General features: G+C 61.8%; 14 protein-coding genes and 1 tRNA gene. 6 read left to right on the top strand and 9 right to left on the bottom strand.

From position 1 onward, the window contains the following. Positions 1-267 (top strand): hypothetical protein (locus VFP86_03755; GenBank protein HET8998741.1); only part of this gene is annotated, 267 nt, incomplete at its 5' end. 27 nt (positions 268-294) lie between these two features. Here the strand turns inward: VFP86_03755 and VFP86_03750 are convergent. Beyond that, positions 295-386 (bottom strand) — tRNA-Ser (locus tag VFP86_03750). Positions 387-617: 231 nt separating this feature from the next. Between VFP86_03750 and VFP86_03745 the strand changes: the two genes are divergently transcribed. The 4 genes from VFP86_03745 (at position 618) to VFP86_03730 (ending at position 5069) form a co-directional block, all read left to right on the top strand. Continuing rightward, on the top strand, positions 618-2228 hold the full coding sequence (locus VFP86_03745; protein HET8998740.1) for an ABC transporter substrate-binding protein: 1611 nt from the start codon (positions 618-620) through the stop codon (positions 2226-2228). A gap of 174 nt (positions 2229-2402) precedes the next feature. Further along, positions 2403-3164 carry an ABC transporter ATP-binding protein gene (locus tag VFP86_03740; protein ID HET8998739.1) on the top strand — a complete coding sequence of 254 codons (762 nt, stop codon included), beginning with the start codon at positions 2403-2405 and terminating at the stop codon, positions 3162-3164. Then, complete coding sequence (locus tag VFP86_03735; protein HET8998738.1) at positions 3164-3943, top strand: ABC transporter permease; 780 nt, start codon at positions 3164-3166, stop codon at positions 3941-3943. Before VFP86_03740 ends, VFP86_03735 begins: the two co-directional genes overlap by 1 nt. A gap of 91 nt (positions 3944-4034) precedes the next feature. After that, positions 4035-5069: an ABC transporter substrate-binding protein gene (locus tag VFP86_03730; GenBank protein ID HET8998737.1), complete on the top strand. Its 1035-nt coding sequence runs from the start codon at positions 4035-4037 to the stop codon at positions 5067-5069. 3 nt (positions 5070-5072) lie between these two features. Here the strand turns inward: VFP86_03730 and VFP86_03725 are convergent, their stop codons facing one another. From VFP86_03725 to VFP86_03710, 4 genes are all read right to left on the bottom strand, one after another. Further along, entirely contained in the window at positions 5073-6401 is a 1329-nt protein-coding gene (locus tag VFP86_03725) for a UDP-glucose/GDP-mannose dehydrogenase family protein (GenBank protein ID HET8998736.1), read from the bottom strand. Between the two features lie 18 nt (positions 6402-6419). Beyond that, positions 6420-7157 (bottom strand): polysaccharide deacetylase family protein, encoded by a 738-nt coding sequence (locus VFP86_03720; protein ID HET8998735.1) that lies wholly within the window; start codon positions 7155-7157, stop codon positions 6420-6422. Positions 7158-7219: 62 nt separating this feature from the next. Beyond that, positions 7220-8851, bottom strand: coding sequence for a right-handed parallel beta-helix repeat-containing protein (locus tag VFP86_03715; protein HET8998734.1), 1632 nt, complete (start codon positions 8849-8851; stop codon positions 7220-7222). Between the two features lie 84 nt (positions 8852-8935). Further along, positions 8936-9925, bottom strand: coding sequence for a class I SAM-dependent methyltransferase (locus VFP86_03710; protein HET8998733.1), 990 nt, complete (start codon positions 9923-9925; stop codon positions 8936-8938). A 122-nt stretch (positions 9926-10047) separates the two neighbouring features. On the opposite strand from VFP86_03710, the gene VFP86_03705 reads away from it, so the two are divergent. Next, complete coding sequence (locus tag VFP86_03705; GenBank protein ID HET8998732.1) at positions 10048-10452, top strand: DoxX family protein; 405 nt, start codon at positions 10048-10050, stop codon at positions 10450-10452. Here the strand turns inward: VFP86_03705 and VFP86_03700 are convergent. From VFP86_03700 to VFP86_03685, 4 genes are all read right to left on the bottom strand, one after another. Beyond that, positions 10393-11619 (bottom strand): glycosyltransferase family 4 protein, encoded by a 1227-nt coding sequence (locus VFP86_03700; GenBank protein ID HET8998731.1) that lies wholly within the window; start codon positions 11617-11619, stop codon positions 10393-10395. The genes VFP86_03705 and VFP86_03700 overlap by 60 nt on opposite strands. Then, positions 11616-12374: an FkbM family methyltransferase gene (locus VFP86_03695; protein HET8998730.1), complete on the bottom strand. Its 759-nt coding sequence runs from the start codon at positions 12372-12374 to the stop codon at positions 11616-11618. Before VFP86_03695 ends, VFP86_03700 begins: the two co-directional genes overlap by 4 nt. Positions 12375-12506: 132 nt before the next feature. Then, positions 12507-14717 (bottom strand): oligosaccharide flippase family protein, encoded by a 2211-nt coding sequence (locus VFP86_03690; protein HET8998729.1) that lies wholly within the window; start codon positions 14715-14717, stop codon positions 12507-12509. 3 nt (positions 14718-14720) lie between these two features. Continuing rightward, a partial coding sequence (locus VFP86_03685) for an O-antigen ligase family protein (GenBank protein HET8998728.1) occupies positions 14721-15699 on the bottom strand: 979 nt, incomplete at its 5' end.

Here is a 15699-nt window from a genome sequence, read left to right as displayed (position 1 = left end):
GGTCAAACAATCGCGAGTGCGCTCACGAGTTGGCAGGTGTCGAGGGGATCGCTGCTGGTCGAGAAGCTGGCCTGTAGTAACGACCGTTCCGTATATGTGTTCTCAAGGTCGCCGGCCAGGGACTGGCGTGCGCTCAATGTGGCACTCTGCACCTCCCAACAGATTGCGGGCCCGCTGATTAGTTGGCAAACGCCGGATGATCCGTACATTGTGGAGCATCTGGCAGGGGCGGACCCGAATGATCATTTGCAGATTTTCTCTTGGTAGCATAATAAGTGGCCGAGCAACGGTAAGTGGCGGAGGGGGAGGGATTTGAACCCCCGATGGCCTTGCAGCCATAGCGGTTTTCGAGACCGCCCGATTCAGCCGAGCTCTCGCACCCCTCCGCGCAGGCCATCCATTATTCTACTTCCCACGACGCAGGCTGGCTAGGCTCGACTCGGATCCCCGTGGCCAGAGTGCATACAATAGACAGGTCGGGACGGCCCCTCTGTGATTGGGGAGAGGAGTTTCGTCGCCGAGACGCGTACAACAGGGCAGTCTACACATGCCTGGCGCCCGATGATCGACGCGTGAGGGGGCGGGGGGCGCTCGAGGCGGGAAGAGGGGGCGCGACAATGAAGCGGAGGCAGCTCGCACCGGCGGTGATCTTGGCCCTGGCCTGTGTCGTCGGGTTCACCTTGATCGGCACCCCACAAGGCGGTCAGGCCGCAGCGCTGACCTCGATCAAGATAGCCGTCGGAATCGACGCCGATACGCTCGACCCCGAGGGGCAGACGACCACCACCGTCGCCAACATGGTCGACTACATGTTCGACTCGCTGGTTTGGCCAGATGACGAACGTTCGGGGATCCAGCCCGGCCAGCCGCAGTACACGAAGCTCGTGCCGATGCTGGCCACCTCGTGGACGGTGAGCAAGGACGGGCTCACCTACACGTTCAAACTCCGGCAAGGCGTGAAGTTCCATGACGGCACCGATTTCAACGCCGAGGCGGTCAAGTTCAACATCGAGCGATGGCTCGACCCGAACGTGCGGAACCCTAATCGTTATTACTTCACGGATATCGACCTGAGCAAGATCGAGCTGCCTGATCCCTACACGATCACGCTCCACTTGAAGCAGCCGAGCCCCACCCTGCTGGGGCGCATGGCCGCGGGACCCGGCCATATTTTGTCGCCCGCCGCCGTCAAGAAGATCGGGAACGACAAGATTCCCCTCGGGCCCGTGGACGCCGGCACCGGCCCGTACCGGTTCAAGGAGTGGGTCCACGGCGACCATATCACCTTAGTGAAAAACTCGAACTATTGGGGACGGAAACCCACGTTCGATGAGGTGGAGTTCCGGGTCGTGGCCAACGCAGGCACGCGCGAGACGATGCTGCGGGCGGGGGACGTTCAGATGGCGTTCGAGCCACCCGCGCCGGATGTGCCCGCGCTTCGGAAAGACGCCAGCCTCAAGGTCGTGCAGGGCCCGAGTGACCGGAACGTCTTCGTGGGGCTGAACAACCAGTACGGACCGCTCAAGGAAATCAAAGTTCGCCAAGCGCTCAACTACGCCGTCAACAAGAAAGCGCTCATCCAGAGCATCGTCTTCGGCCTTGGTACGATCCTGGAGTCGCCGACGACGCCGTTCCTGTTCGGCTATACGAAGATCCAGTCCGGCGGGTGGCCGTTCAACCCGGTCAAGGCCAAGCAGCTTCTCGCCGAGGCGGGCTTCCCCAACGGCTTCGCGGTTACGTTCCATACGCCGACCGGCCGATACATCCAGGACTACCAGGTCGCGCAGGGGATCGCGGCACAGCTGGCCAACGTGGGGATCAAGGCGACGCTGAGCACGAGCGACTGGCCGACCTACGTCAGGACGCTCCTCACGCCCCTCGACCGGACCCCGCTGCAGATCTTCATCTTGGGTTGGGCAACGCAGTATCTCGACGCGGACGGCGCGCTCTTTGGGCAGTTCTACTCCAAACAATGGCCGCCGACGGGCCTGGAGTCCACGTTTTATAAGAACTCGAAAGTGGATGACCTGTTGATCCAGGGCCAGACCACAGTGGACCCGGAGAAGCGCAAGGCAATTTACAAGGAGGCCCAGCAGGTGATTTGGAACGACGCGCCGTGGATCTGGCTGTGGAGCCAGGATTTCTACATGGTCACGAGCAGCCACCTCGAAGGCGTGACCGTGACGCCCAACGAGAAGTGGGCCGCGATCTACGCGACCTGGAAGTAGCGAGCGCAACGCCTTCCCCGGGGCCGGCGGGACCGATCAGCGTCCCGCCGGCCCCAATATCTCGACACCTATCACCCTGAGCCCGGCCGCTCTGTCGTGACCCCCACCAACCAAGCCTCCCCGGCGCTCATATTCGACGACGTCAGCCGGGGCTTCGCGGTCCCGGGAGGGACGATGTATCCGGCGCTCGAGCGCGTCACGTTTAGCGTGGCGCGCGGAGAGTTCCTCGCGATCGTCGGGCCGACCGGCTGCGGGAAGTCCACGATCCTCAGCCTCGCCGCCGGCCTGCTCCGTCCCACGCGCGGACGGGTCCTCACATTCAACGCCCACCTCGAGGGGCTCAACCGCCACGCCGCCTACTTGTTCCAGCAGGACGTCCTGCTGCCGTGGAAGACGGCGCTCGACAACGTCATGCTGGGGCCGCTCCTTCACCGGTGGCCGCGCGGCCGCGCCCACGATGAGTCGCGGCGATGGCTGGCGCGCGTGGGGCTCGCCGGGTTCGAGAACCGGTTCCCGCATCAGCTCTCCGGCGGGATGCGCAAGCGGGTCGCCCTCGCGCAGAGCCTCATCGTCGGTCCGGCGATCCTCCTGATGGACGAGCCGTTCAGCGCGCTCGACATCCAGACGCGCGAACTAATGGAGAACGACCTCCTCGCACTCTGGCAGGACGACCGGAAGACGATCTTGTTCGTCACCCACGATCTGGAAGAGGCGATCGCCCTGAGCGACCGGGTGCTTGTCCTCGCAGCGGGCCCCGGAACGCGTGTGATCGGGTCGCATCCGGTGACGCTCCCGCGGCCGCGTGACGTCACCGAGGTGCGACTGCATCCGGGGTTCCGCCAAGTGTACCAGACGATCTGGGGGCAGCTCCGAGGAGAGGTGCTGCGGGCATACGCGGCGCAGAAGCACGCGGCGGCCGTGGAGACGGACGTGTGATGCCGGGCCGGTACCGTCTCCTCCCCCATCAGCTGGGGGTCTTGCTTGTGCTGGTCATGGCGTGGCAGATCAGCACGCAGCGGGGGTGGGTCGACCCGTTCTTCTTCAGCCGCCCGTCGGCGATCGGGTCGCGGGTCGCGGAGTGGTTCCTCAAGGGGTCGATCTACCGGCACCTCTGGACCACGGCGCTCGAAACCGTTCTGGCGTTCGTCATCGGCGCGGGGCTGGGCGTGGTCTTCGGGTTCGCATTCGCCCGGATCCCCACGCTGTCGGGCATCTTCGAGCCATACCTGAAAATCGGCAACGCCCTGCCGCGCGTCGTCCTCGCCCCGATCTTCACCCTCTGGTTCGGGCTGGGCATCCTGTCCAAAGTCGCGTTTGGAGTCACCCTGGTGTTCTTCATCGTGTTCTTCAACACGTACCAGGGCATCCGCGAGGTGGACCGGAACCTCCTCAATAACACGCGGATGCTGGGCGCGACCGAGCGGGACCTCGTCCGGCACGTCCTGCTGCCCTCCGCGATGGTCTGGATCCTCAGCAGCCTCCATACCAGCGTGGGCCTGGCGCTTGTCGGCGCCGTAGTCGGCGAGTACCTCGGCTCGGCCCGCGGCCTCGGGTACGTGATCGCCCAGGCCGAGGGCACGTTCGACACGACCGGGGTGTTCGCGGGCATGACCGTGCTGGCGGCCTTCACCCTCGCCGTGGACCTGTTGGTCACCGGGGTGGAGCGCCGGCTTCTCGCGTGGAAGCCCCCGGCCGCACACATGGAGCGGGGGTGATGGTGGCCGACGGAAGGAGGGCTCCGGGCCGCGCCCGTATCTATCCCGAGTGAGCCCTGCCGCGCCGGCGCGTCAGGCCTGGAGGTGTGGAATGCGGAGGACCCTCGCGATCGGCGTCATCATAGGTGCGCTGCTCGCGGTTTTAGCGGGGAGCGGAAGCGCCCAGGTCGAGACCCCGAAGCTCACGCTGGCCGTGGGCGGGCAGCCGCTGTATATTTACCTGCCGCTCACGCTGGCGCAACAGTTAGGCTACATTAAGGAAGGGGGCGTCGACGTCGACATCGTGGATGTCGCCGGCGGGGCCAAGGCCCTCGAGGCGATCTTGGGGGGAAGCGCCAGCGTGGTCTGCGGGTTCATCGACCATACAATCGAGATGCAGGCCCAGGGGAAGAGCATCAAGATGTTCGTGCTCTACGATCGCTACCCCGGGCTCGTGCTCGCGGTGACCAAGGCGGGGCAGGCGAAGGGCATCAAGACCGCTGGGGATCTCCGGGGCGCGAAGATCGGGGTCACCGCGCCCGGGAGCAGCACCAACTTCTTCGCCCAGTACATGCTCGCGAAGAGCGGGATCTCACCAGATGACGCATCGTACATCGGGATCGGCACGGCGGCTACGGCGGTTGCGGCCGCGCGGCGCGGGGTGGTGGACGCGCTCGTCAACGTCGATCCGACGATCACGATCCTGGCGAAGAGCGGGGACGTGCAGATCCTGGCCGACACGCGGACCACGCTCGGCACGATACGGGTGTTTGGCGGCCCCTATCCGGCCGGCGGACTGTACACGACCCCCGCGTTCATGGAGCGGAACCCGAAGACGGTGCAGGCGCTGGCGACGGCCTCGGTCAAGGCCCTCCATTGGATCAAGACCCACACCGCCGAGGAGATCGCGGACAAAATGCCCGAGCAGTTCTACCAGTCGGATAAAGCGTTATACGTGGCGTCCCTCAAGGAGAACCTCGAGATGTTCTCCCTGGACGGCCGGGTGCCGCTTGCGGGTCTTCAGACGATCGCGAAGGTGCTGTCGGCGTTCGACAAGCAAGTGGTCGCGAATCCGAGCCGCGTCAATCCCTCAGCCGCGTTCACAAATGAGTACGTGGAACAGGCGCACAAGACATTGAAGTTCTAACGTTCACCCAGTGGCCCGCTCGAGGATCGCGTCACCGCGGCCGAGGCTATAGTACTCAAACCCGTGCTTCCGCATCCGTCCGGCTTCGAAGAGATTTCGGCCATCGACGATCACGGGCGTGCGCATTAACGAGCGGACGCAGGCGAAGTCCAGCGATTGGAACTCCTCCCACTCTGTCAACACGAGGAGTGCATGAGCCCCCCGGCTGGCCTCATATGCGGATTCAACATAGGTCAGCTGCTCATCCGCCGGATAGAGCGTGGCAAGCTTCCCCGCCGCCTGGGGATCATAGATGCGAAGCGTAACACCGCTCTCCAGCAACCGCGGGATGATCCGCAGGCTTGGCGCCTCTCGGATATCGTCGGTGTTGTCCTTGAACGCCACTCCCAGCACGCCCACCGTTTTGTCGCGCAGCACCCACAAGGCCTGGTCAAGCTTTTTGAGCAGGGCATCCACACGGGATGTGTTGATCTTCTCCACTTCTCGCAACAGCGCGAAGTCGACTCCCGCCTCGTCGGCGATCCTGACAAAGGCTTTGAGATCCTTGCCGAAGCACGACCCGCCGAATCCCAGCCCTGCCCGCAAAAAGTGGGTCCCAATGCGATGGTCAAGACCTATGCCTCTGGCGATGGTATCGACATCGCCGCCGACCTTCTCGCACAGATCCGCCACCATGTTGATAAACGAGATTTTTGTGGCGAGAAACGCGTTCGCGGTGTGTTTGATGAGCTCGGCCATCTTGACGCTGGTCACCAAGATCGGGCACCCAAAGTCGTGCTGGTAGAGCTCGAGCAGCAGCCCACGAGCGCGCTCGGAGTCGGCTCCTATGACTATTCTGTCAGGGTGGAGAAAGTCGTGGACCGCTGAGCCTTCGCGCAGGAACTCGGGATTGCTTGCCACCTCGCACTCGGCCTCCACGCCCAACTGACGGATCGCCCGGTCGATGCAATACGCCGTGTTGACCGGTACGGTACTCTTTTCAACGATGAGCTTGTAGCCATCGACCAAGGGAGCGATGCCGCGGACCACCTGCTCAACCTGGGAGAGATCTGCCCTCCCATCGGATCGCGAGGGAGTCCCGACGCATAGGAACACCACCTCAGCAGAATCCAGGGCCTCGCCGGCATCGGTCGTAAACGAGAGCCGCTCGGCCCGAAGGTTTGACCTCAGCAATTCCTGCAATCCCGGCTCGTAGATGGTTAACGCGCCGTCGGAAAGCCTCGTGACCACGTCGGAGTCCTTGTCCATAGCCACCACCGAGTGGCCCAACTCGGCAAAGCATACGGATGTGACCAAACCAACGTACCCCGTTCCGAAGATGCCGAGTCTCATCGGAAATGGACCCCCCCGTTATCGAGTGAGCTTGAACGGTTGATGGAGCATCTTGCGTACCGGGAGCCGCACCGCCTCGGGCAACAAGTCCTTAAGGATCCACATGCACCGCATGGCGAGGGGGAGGGTATGCGCCCGCACGGCATGCTCAACCCATCCGCGAGCCAGTGTGAACTCCGTGACCGGAATGCTGGGGATCGTCCAGCGCTCTTCCACGGATCGATAAATCCCCCACGCCATCGACCGCGATGCTTCGTATCCGTGCCGCAGGAATGCGCCGGCGGAGAGTCCCCCCATCCGTCCTCCCGGTGGGGCGAAGTACCGAACCGGTGCCCCCAGAGCATCTTCCAATTGCTGTTTCGAGTCACGCATTTCATGGGTAATCTCCCAAGGCGAAAGCGTCTCATCCAGAAGCACGTCGTCACATCCGTGAGACCCCACAGTGTTGCCTAGGGCATGAATCTCCTGGAGTTGCTGGGTGCCGAGCCTGCCCCGTGTGCCCACCTTCCCTGCGGGGATAAAGAAAATCCCGCGCATTTCCCTTCGGGCGAGCTCCTGCGCCACGCCGGCGTGGTCGCTTGTGCCGTCGTCAAAGGTCAGCGCAACCGTCGCCGTTTCGGTAAGAGGGCTGCGAAGCAACTCCGTCTCCGTCGGCGCGCCGGACGCGGCAATCGCGTCGAGCAAGCCCCGGAATGACGCCCACGTGATATCGTGGTCGCGCTCGCATTCCTCGACCACGCGGTGAATCGTCAGCACGCACATTCCGCGCGCCGGTGGAGCGGCGCGATCGGGATCGGACCCCACAGGCTCGAAGCGGTCTAGCATCTGTGCCACGGACTGTCCGGCAGCGGCTGGAAGTCGCCCCTGGTCGGGTCGGTCAATCGCGGGTCGGCAAAAATTGAGTCGGCATCCTGCCCCACCAGCCTCTGCCAGCCTGGGAGGTCGAACGTCTGCCCCGACCCCGGGGATCCTCTGAGCCAAAAGGCGCCGCGCGTATACGGATTCCAGTAGTCGTTACGGGCCGACCGCAGCGTGCTCAAGAAGAAATTCCAGTCCGGGACGGAGAAAAGGTGCTCAGACCGTCCCGCGCTGATGAAGACATTCCCGCAGAGCGTCCACCGCTGTGTCCGCAGCGTCATCGTCTGGCCGGTTTCCCAGTCCCGCACAACGCCCGAGGAAAGGTCGTTGATCTCGAGCAGCGGGTACGGTGCGGTGTTGTAGATGATGTTGTTCCGCAGCGTGACGTTTTGCGAGATGCTCGTTCCTAAGGAGGTGGAGTTGTTCAAGCAGATGACGGATCCGCTAAGCGTGATCGGTCCTTGGCTCGCCTCGACAAACGCTCCGGCGTTGTTGTTGCACCAGACGCCGTCTTCCACGGTCACATCTTGATTGTCGGTGTCGAGCCAGAATCCCCACGTGTGATTTCCGATGGATCGGTGGCGGCGGAACACCCCCTTGTGGACGAACATGTTCTTGATCCCAGCGGTTGCCCAGCTGTAAAAATCCCCCCAGGATCCGCGCCAATTGTTGAAGGAGGTCTCATTATCTTCGAACAGCACGTTCTTGTCCTTCCACGTGGACATCCCTCGTGCGCCATTGTGGTTGCCGACACTGCGCTTCACGGTCGCGTTTACCGACGTGTTTATGGCGAGCCCGCCCCAGTTGTTCCATTGGAACGTGGAATCCTCGATGAGCACGTTTGTCGAATTGTTGACCGTCACAGCAGAGGCGTCAGGAGCGGTCGCCGCATGCTGAAAGACAAGCCCCCGAATCGTGAGGTTCGTGCGACCGGATACGAGGACCACGGGGTCCCGAACGGCAACTTCGATCATTGCCGTCCCGGGATCGACGGCCTCTCGTGGCCAGATGTAGATGAGGTGCGCCCGATCATCGACATAGAACGCTCCCGGGGCCAAGTTCTCCGGTCCCAACACCTGGCTGAGCAGCAGCCCGTTGACAAAAACCATCTCGCGCCGCCGAAGGACATCGTGAATCTTCGGCCATCCCCCCGGGACGGGGGCCAACCCCCACGAAAAGAGCCAAGGATGCACGAAGATGCCCCGGTCTCCCCACGGCCTCCACCCTTTCCAGACGTCTGATCCTGAGACCACCGCCTTTCCGTTCTCGGTCGCCTGGAGCGTGAGAGCGACGTCTGCCCCCCCTGCCGCAATCGAGAGAGTCTCGCGATAGGTACCCGGATGAATGAATATGGTGACCGGCAGAGCGTTTGCATTCTGGGCGAAGGCGATTTGAAGGGCCCGCCCGATTGTCTGTAGCGGGGCGGACGCCGTGCCCGGATTTCGATCGGATGCGGATCCATCCTGAACATCGACGTGAATGACGCGATGCATCCCGTTCGTTTGGAGGGGTGTGGCGTTGAAGCTGGCCCCGGCCGACAGGGGAGATCGCGAAATGACGGCCACGGCGACCATGGCGAACAGGGGCAGCATACCCGATCGTTGGATGGTTCGAAGACGCGGCAAGGGCGGGAGCACTCGCGGGACCCGTGATGGTGCCGGCGCCACACTGTGCCCCTACACGCCGCCGACTGCCGTGCTGCGGGCACGCCGGCGCAACCACAGGCTGCCGCCGCCACCTCTGAGGCAGAGCGGCATGTTGAGGCGCAAGAGGTGTTCATGCTGCTCTTGGAACCAGTTCGTAAAAAACAGGATCTCGAACTCCGTATTGTAGTGAAGGAACGCCCGGACGGCGTACAGTTCATTCCAAGAAAAACACTGCTCGAAGATCCAGTTCTCCGGATATTCGAATGGCCAAAACATGTCATGGAAGTGGACGAGAACCCCGGGCTTGAGCCGAGGGATCGCCTCGAACAGCAAATGGTGCACGTCGCTGCCCGTCTTCACCACGTGCGTCGAATCGATAAACAGGATGTCGTTCTCCTTGAGCCCTTCGATCATCGACAATGGCGTATCCTGAGCCCTGCGGGGGACCAACGAGTGATATTCAAGATCTCCCGGCCTGACCAAGGAACGGAGCAGCGCGGGGTATGGATCAACGAACGTGCAATGCACGGTGCCGTTCAGGAACCGCTCAATCGTGTCCAGCATCACGCAAGAAGAGAACCCGCACCCGAATTCGACGATCCGGTGGGGGCGGAAGCGCCTCATGATCGAGTAGAGCATGATCGCATCCGGACAGGGGAAGCTGGGATTCAGGAAATAGTATCGCATGCCCGAGTGTTTCAGGTCGGGAAAGGGCACCTTTGAATAGAGGGGCACGAGTTCGTCGAACAACGCACGCTGACCAGCGTCGTTCAGATCGATCCCCAACACCTGCCGTGCGCGGTCAAACACACGAGCGCGATCCCGTTCGACCTCGGCGACATCGACCAAAGGCGTGTAGAATTCGGCTCGTTTGAGAAGGCGGATGAAACGACGAAGTTTTTGCGGCAGCAACGGAGCGAGCCTTCGTCTGACCTGCCGGCCGATCTCACGGGACCCAAATGTAGGGGCCTCGGGGAGGCCGTAGATTCGATCACTCTCGGCCTCGGCAGAGCGGCACATGCCTACACCTCCTGGGGTGCATACGGGATCTTTTTCAAGGAGCGATCCCAGACTAGGATCTCCCGATTCAGCAACGAAGTTCAGTGTGACTGAGCCAGGCGGTCCCGCCGGAGAGGTCATTGTTGTCTACGAGCAACCGCATCCATACCCTGGGATTGGCGCCGTTGTTCCTGCGGATCGGGTTGGGGACTCTTACGGTAATCCACGGATGGTCCAGAGTCTCCAATCCCGCCGCGGTCATGTCCATATGGCAGGAACTCCGCCTCCCCGGCCCCGCCGTGCTGGGGCCGGGAATCGAGATCGCAGAATTCTGCGCCGGAATCCTACTCGTGGTCGGCCTGATGACTCGGTTCTCGGGATTGTTCTTAGCACTTGCGATCCTCGTGGAAACCCTCGCGACAAAAGCACCTTTTACGCATGTGGGAGGGTGGGCGCTTGAGTGGCTGTCCTTTTGGATGGCCCTGGCGTTAGTGCTGCTCGGCCCGGGCTTCGCTTCCCTGGACGGCCTGCTTCGACGCCATCGATAGCGATCTCCCGGCATTTCCGCGGCGCCCGCTCCTTGCGAGGCAGGCATTCAGAACATCCAGGACACCCTCCGCATAGCGCTTTTCAGTAAACTGCACAGATGCCCAGCGCCGGCCATTTTGTCCCATTCTTGCCGCGAGACTCGGCTGCTCATACAGATACCTGATTCTTTCGGCCAATTCCGTGTGGCTGCCGGGAGTATAGAGAAGACCATTGAAACCATCACGAATCAACTCGACCGTTCCCCCACTCCGGGCCCCGATCACCGGCTTCCCCGCCCGCATCGCCTCCACCGTGACTCTTCCGAAGCCCTCAAATCTCGAGCACATCAGGACGGCGTCGGCACTCTCCATAAATGGGATAGGATTCTCCACGTATCCCACAAACTCAACGTGGCGGTGCAACTGATTCTCAGCGACCAGACCCAGAAGAACACTCAGATACTTGGGATCGCCCCGTCCAATCACAAGGAGTTCCACGGGCACTCCCGTCCGCGCGAGGTCCGCAATCGCCCGGATCGCCTCCTGCTGACCCTTTGCCTCGTGCAACACGCCAACGATGACGCACCGCATCCGTGTGCCGTCTCGTAGCCGGATAGCACCGTCCCCAAGACGCGGCTCAGGCGCGAATCCGACCGACTGATACACAACCCGGAGGTCCGACGGTCCAAGATATTCCCGAAACTTCGCGGCGACGGCGTGGGAATTGAATACCCAGTACAACGAACGCCTCATCAACCAGAACGAAAATCTTGAGCCGAGGTCAAAGGTGAAACCATGATGTTCATATATGAAATCATGAACATACCAGACGTGTGGGCGGCGGACGAGTTTCGCCGCCAGCGCACCGACGCACACGGTAAAGGTATTCGTGACGACGATGTCGCATCGCCACCGCATCATCGCTTTCGCAACAGGGACCACCGTCGCCAGGGTCAGCATCGCCCGACCCACACGCTTCCAGAGAGGTGAGTTTCTCCCCACCCACATCCGGTAGGGGAGCATCCGAAACGGTATGTGACGTTCCCTCAACTCGCGAACGAGGTCCCCGCCCCGCGGCAGCAGCACATAGCAGTCGACACCTCGCTTCTTCAACGCCTCAATCAACTCGACAAGCGCCCTTTCGGCGCCTCCCCATCCCGACGTGTGGGAGACAAAACACACTCTCATGACCCGTGACCCTTTCGCTCGCAGTACAGGTTTGCGGTCCATGACGGACCATCTTTCCAGGAAGACGCGCTTCTTAAGCACTGTGCATCATCATCGATAAGCTGCATCTCAAAGCCAAGACCTCGGAGTTGTTCGAGGTATTCATCAGGTGTTCGACCGGCTTGCAGAAGAAGAACGGGCGCCAGTTCCGCGAATAACACCAAGCCGCCGTTCTTTGCAATCGTGTGCTCCATCCCTTTCAGCGCGTAGGGCTCGGCTCCCTCAATATCCATCTTAATCACATCAACCGGCTGCCCGTTGAGGAACTCGTCAATCGTCACGCACTCAACCGAGATCGTTTGTCGCACGGCAGCGTGGGGATGCCTATGCATACCATGAAGTCCGGACTCTTCGTAGAGGAATATCGTCCGCGCGCCATGCTGTTCCCCAACGGCTTTTGGCACCGCGCGAATGATATCGCCATAGCCGCTCTTCCGAATGTTTCGTTGGAGAAGCTCAAAATTCGCCGGTACGGGCTCAAACGCGTATACCCTGCCCTTTGGACCGACCTGCCTGGCCGCGACCAAGGAAAAGTACCCGTACTGAGCGCCGATATCAAGAACCGTTGCACCCGGTCTGATGACGTCTTTAAAAAGCTGTGCCGTAAACGGCTCATAGGGCCGGAGGAGGTAAAGGGCCACTGACACCCGACTGGCATGGATATACAGCTCGTGACCATCCACCTGAGCCAGCATGACGTTATCGCGGCTCAGCAACCTTAAGACGGAGCTCCTGGCCCGCCGCCTCAATATACGGAAGGCGTTGAGATCACCGAGCGAAGTAGCCGAGAGACGCCCACTCAGCCGGTACGCACTCTTGAGGATGCGGTCCCGTAACATATCAATCCCTCACAGCCCCTGACGGGGGCTGGAGAACCGCATCACCACTGCGGCAACGACGTTTCGATCTATGCCGTCCAGTACGTAGCGCCACGTGCCAATGGCGAATAAGAAGAGCGAGAATGCCGCAACAACACCAAACTCCCAGAGAGATGCTTTTGTGAAGGATACGGTCCACAAGAGCATCCCAAGCCCCAGAAGGACGCCGAGGCAACGCCAGAACCCCGTATCTCGAAAGGCATTGTGAGACAAGCCCACGAGTCTCCACGATATGGCAAAGAGCAATGAGGCATCAACCAAGGTGCGCAACGCAAACGACAGTGCCGCGCCGACGAGCCCCATCCTATGAACCAAGAGCAATACCAGCGCTGTGTTGAGCGGGAGCTCGACGAGATAGAGTTTGGGAATGATATCCGGCCGCCCTAGGCCTTGGAGGAGACTGGCCGAGATCGGGGCCACCGCACCGACGAGAGCGCCGAGCAGTAGGATTCGAAATACCTGCGTGCTTTGGGCAGCAAAGTCCGGGCCTAACCACGCCGCAATGATGACGCCGGCGAGTCCCAAGAGGAGCAGGACGGTGGGTCCGGTAACGAGCAGCAAGTACTTCATGGACCGGACATAGAGCCGTTGCACGTCGTCTTTCCGTGAGGCGCCAAGCGTGCTGAATGCCGGGAACAGCGTCATCACCAAACTCCCCGGAATGATCCCGAGACGGGTGACCATGTCAAAAGGAGCGGTATAGTAGGCCACGGCTCCAAGGGAGATGAGCGACGCCACCGCAAAGCGATCGACATACTGCAGCATCGGGCCGAGGATGTTGGCCGCTGTGATCCACCCACCGTATGCGAACAACCTAGGAAAGATCCCGAAGTCAGCAGCAAAGGTCCGTAGCTCGGGGACCGCGCGAAGGGCGAATAGCCCAAAGGCCAAGAGCGCCAGCAGCCTGAGGGCCAGGATCAGCGCCACGATGCCGGGGAGCTTCAAGCCCAACGCCAAACCGATCAAAGGCACGAGGAACGTACCCGCGCTCGACGGGATTCGCACGATGTTCGCGAAGTCGAAACGCTGAGCCGCCTCGAGGCAGCCCGAAAACGAACTGGATACCATCACCACCGGAATGGCAACACCCAACAAGTAGAACACGGCCTTCGCTTCTCCGACGAGGACGGGAGGGACATGCAACACATGTGCGACGACGAAAGGGGTTACGCCGACGAGGATCAGGGCGCCCAGAACCCCAAGTGCCCCCTGCGCTGCTGCAGCGGTCCAGATGAGTCCCGGAATCTGATCGCGCTCATCCTTTCCGAGGGCCTCGGCGACATACTTGGTGGTTGCCCGGCCGAGTCCCAAGTCGAAGATGGTGAAGTATCCGAGAATGACCCACGCAAGAGAGAGTAACCCAAACCGTTCCACACCCAGGCCTCTGACGATGAACGGAATGGCGATCACTCCGAGAATGAGCGGGATCAATTGGCCGGCGAGATTCAGGAGCGTATTGTGCGCAAGCATCCGTGCCTTGATCGGGTGCCCTGCCGCCGGCGGCGGTGCAGGACGAGGTTCGGCGCGCACCGGCGTCCTAGGCACCCCAGCATGGTCCGAGGCCCCAACGCGCTCTCCGGCTTCCCGGACGTATCGTAAGATGAGAGCGCGGGCGGCCCGGGCGACGTCTGCGGCGGGCAACGAACTGTTCAGCAGAGCCGCGGTGGGGAGTTCCGAGGCCAATTTCCGGTACGCGTTCCGCTGACGGTGCAACTCGTCGAGTGATACTTCTTGCTTGCGCTTGCGTAACTCCGATTCGGGCGCATCCAGGATCAAGACCAGATCGGGCCGGCGAACAAAACGGCTCCCGAATCGGGCGAGCCCGATCGGACCGCCATACCGGTATCGGCGGGGATCCACGAGCAGATCGTCATAATAGCGGTCAAAGAGAACGACGGCCGATCGCCTGAGCGCCGGTCGGACCTTGAAGAGGTATCCGAGAGCGTACACCAGCACATAGTAGGGAACCTTGAGACACGAAAGCCAGAGGGAATGCGGACGGGCGCCGTGCGGGTTTGTCACGGGGCCGCCGGCGCCATTGCGTTCCAGCAAATACGGCCTCAGATGAAAGACGACGGCGCGCGGGAAGACTTCCGCGAGCTCGGTCTGCAGACGCTTGATGAGCGTGGTCTTTCCAGAGCCGTCCGAACCCAGGACAGCCACGATCATTCCGGACGGCATGCGTCACCCCAAGCCATCCAGCGAGCCCCCCGGTCCGCCCGAGCCCCCGCGCAGTGTGGTTGAGGAGTTCCGGCCGAAGCCAAGCTGTCCATGTGCCATCGAGACTATGAAAAACAGAAACACGACGTAGGATGGCGTTCCCGCGAAGCCCTCGGCGCTCAGGTTCCCTACGATAAGAAACGCAAAGGTACCAAGGATCGCGCCTTCAGTCACTGCCTCGGCAGGGATCGAGGACACGGGCTTCGTCAGACCCGACATGGTGACACGGGCCGCGACCCATCCCAGCAGAACCGTGCCAACGACACCAAGGTTGAGCAGAGCTTCGAACAGCGCGTTATGGGCATTCCCTGCCCATGGAAACCGCTCCAACAGAATGCTCCGTGATGCCACGAATCCATACCCCAGGAGCGGCTGGGCGCGAACGAGGGACCCGACATACGCCCACAAGTCCGCGCGGCCCGTCAAGCCCAGGAACTCTTCACCGGTTTGGCCGCGCAGGAGATAGACCGCGACCGGATTCCCACTATCCGACGAAGCCCGCTGCACACCATACTGCGAACCGACGGCCCGAGTACCGACAGCAATAGCAATTAACGTCCCGCAGAGCACTGCGACCGTCACGAACGGACGCCAGTGCTTCCGGCCCCAGACCGCGAGCATGCCGATCACCAAGGCGAAGACCGCCGCCCGCTCGTGGCTGGCAATCACCACTGCAGCCAAAGCGGCAATGGACAACCAGCGAAGCGCGTATCCGCCGGGAGGTCTTCCCGCAAAAAGCACCTCTGCGAACAGGAAGATCGACGCGGTGGCGGCAAACGTAGCGGCGACCCCGGGATGGACCGCAAACCACGAGAACAGCCCTGGGACATATGTATAGCTTGCCCACGGGAACATGATCGCCAACAGGGCGCCACTGAAAACGTAAAGAACCACCGACCCGGCAACACTCCGTATTGCCCGCGTTGGACCTAAGAGCCGGATG

This window comes from bacterium (assembly GCA_035703895.1).
Lineage (GTDB): Bacteria > Sysuimicrobiota > Sysuimicrobiia > Sysuimicrobiales > Segetimicrobiaceae > Segetimicrobium.
Note: the sequence above shows the minus strand (reverse complement) of the source record. Positions and strands in the feature narration are given on the sequence as shown.

What these genes read in the sequence shown, in the direction of transcription:
- VFP86_03745 (HET8998740.1), top strand. Translation starts at nt 618, where the DNA reads ATGAAGCGGAGGCAGCTCGCACCGGCGGTGATCTTGGCCCTGGCCTGT.
- VFP86_03740 (HET8998739.1), top strand. Translation starts at nt 2,403, where the DNA reads ATGTATCCGGCGCTCGAGCGCGTCACGTTTAGCGTGGCGCGCGGAGAG.
- VFP86_03735 (HET8998738.1), top strand. Translation starts at nt 3,164, where the DNA reads ATGCCGGGCCGGTACCGTCTCCTCCCCCATCAGCTGGGGGTCTTGCTT.
- VFP86_03730 (HET8998737.1), top strand. Translation starts at nt 4,035, where the DNA reads ATGCGGAGGACCCTCGCGATCGGCGTCATCATAGGTGCGCTGCTCGCG.
- VFP86_03725 (HET8998736.1), bottom strand. Translation starts at nt 6,401, where the DNA reads ATGAGACTCGGCATCTTCGGAACGGGGTACGTTGGTTTGGTCACATCC.
- VFP86_03715 (HET8998734.1), bottom strand. Translation starts at nt 8,851, where the DNA reads ATGCTGCCCCTGTTCGCCATGGTCGCCGTGGCCGTCATTTCGCGATCT.
- VFP86_03710 (HET8998733.1), bottom strand. Translation starts at nt 9,925, where the DNA reads ATGTGCCGCTCTGCCGAGGCCGAGAGTGATCGAATCTACGGCCTCCCC.
- VFP86_03700 (HET8998731.1), bottom strand. Translation starts at nt 11,619, where the DNA reads ATGAGAGTGTGTTTTGTCTCCCACACGTCGGGATGGGGAGGCGCCGAA.
- VFP86_03690 (HET8998729.1), bottom strand. Translation starts at nt 14,717, where the DNA reads ATGCCGTCCGGAATGATCGTGGCTGTCCTGGGTTCGGACGGCTCTGGA.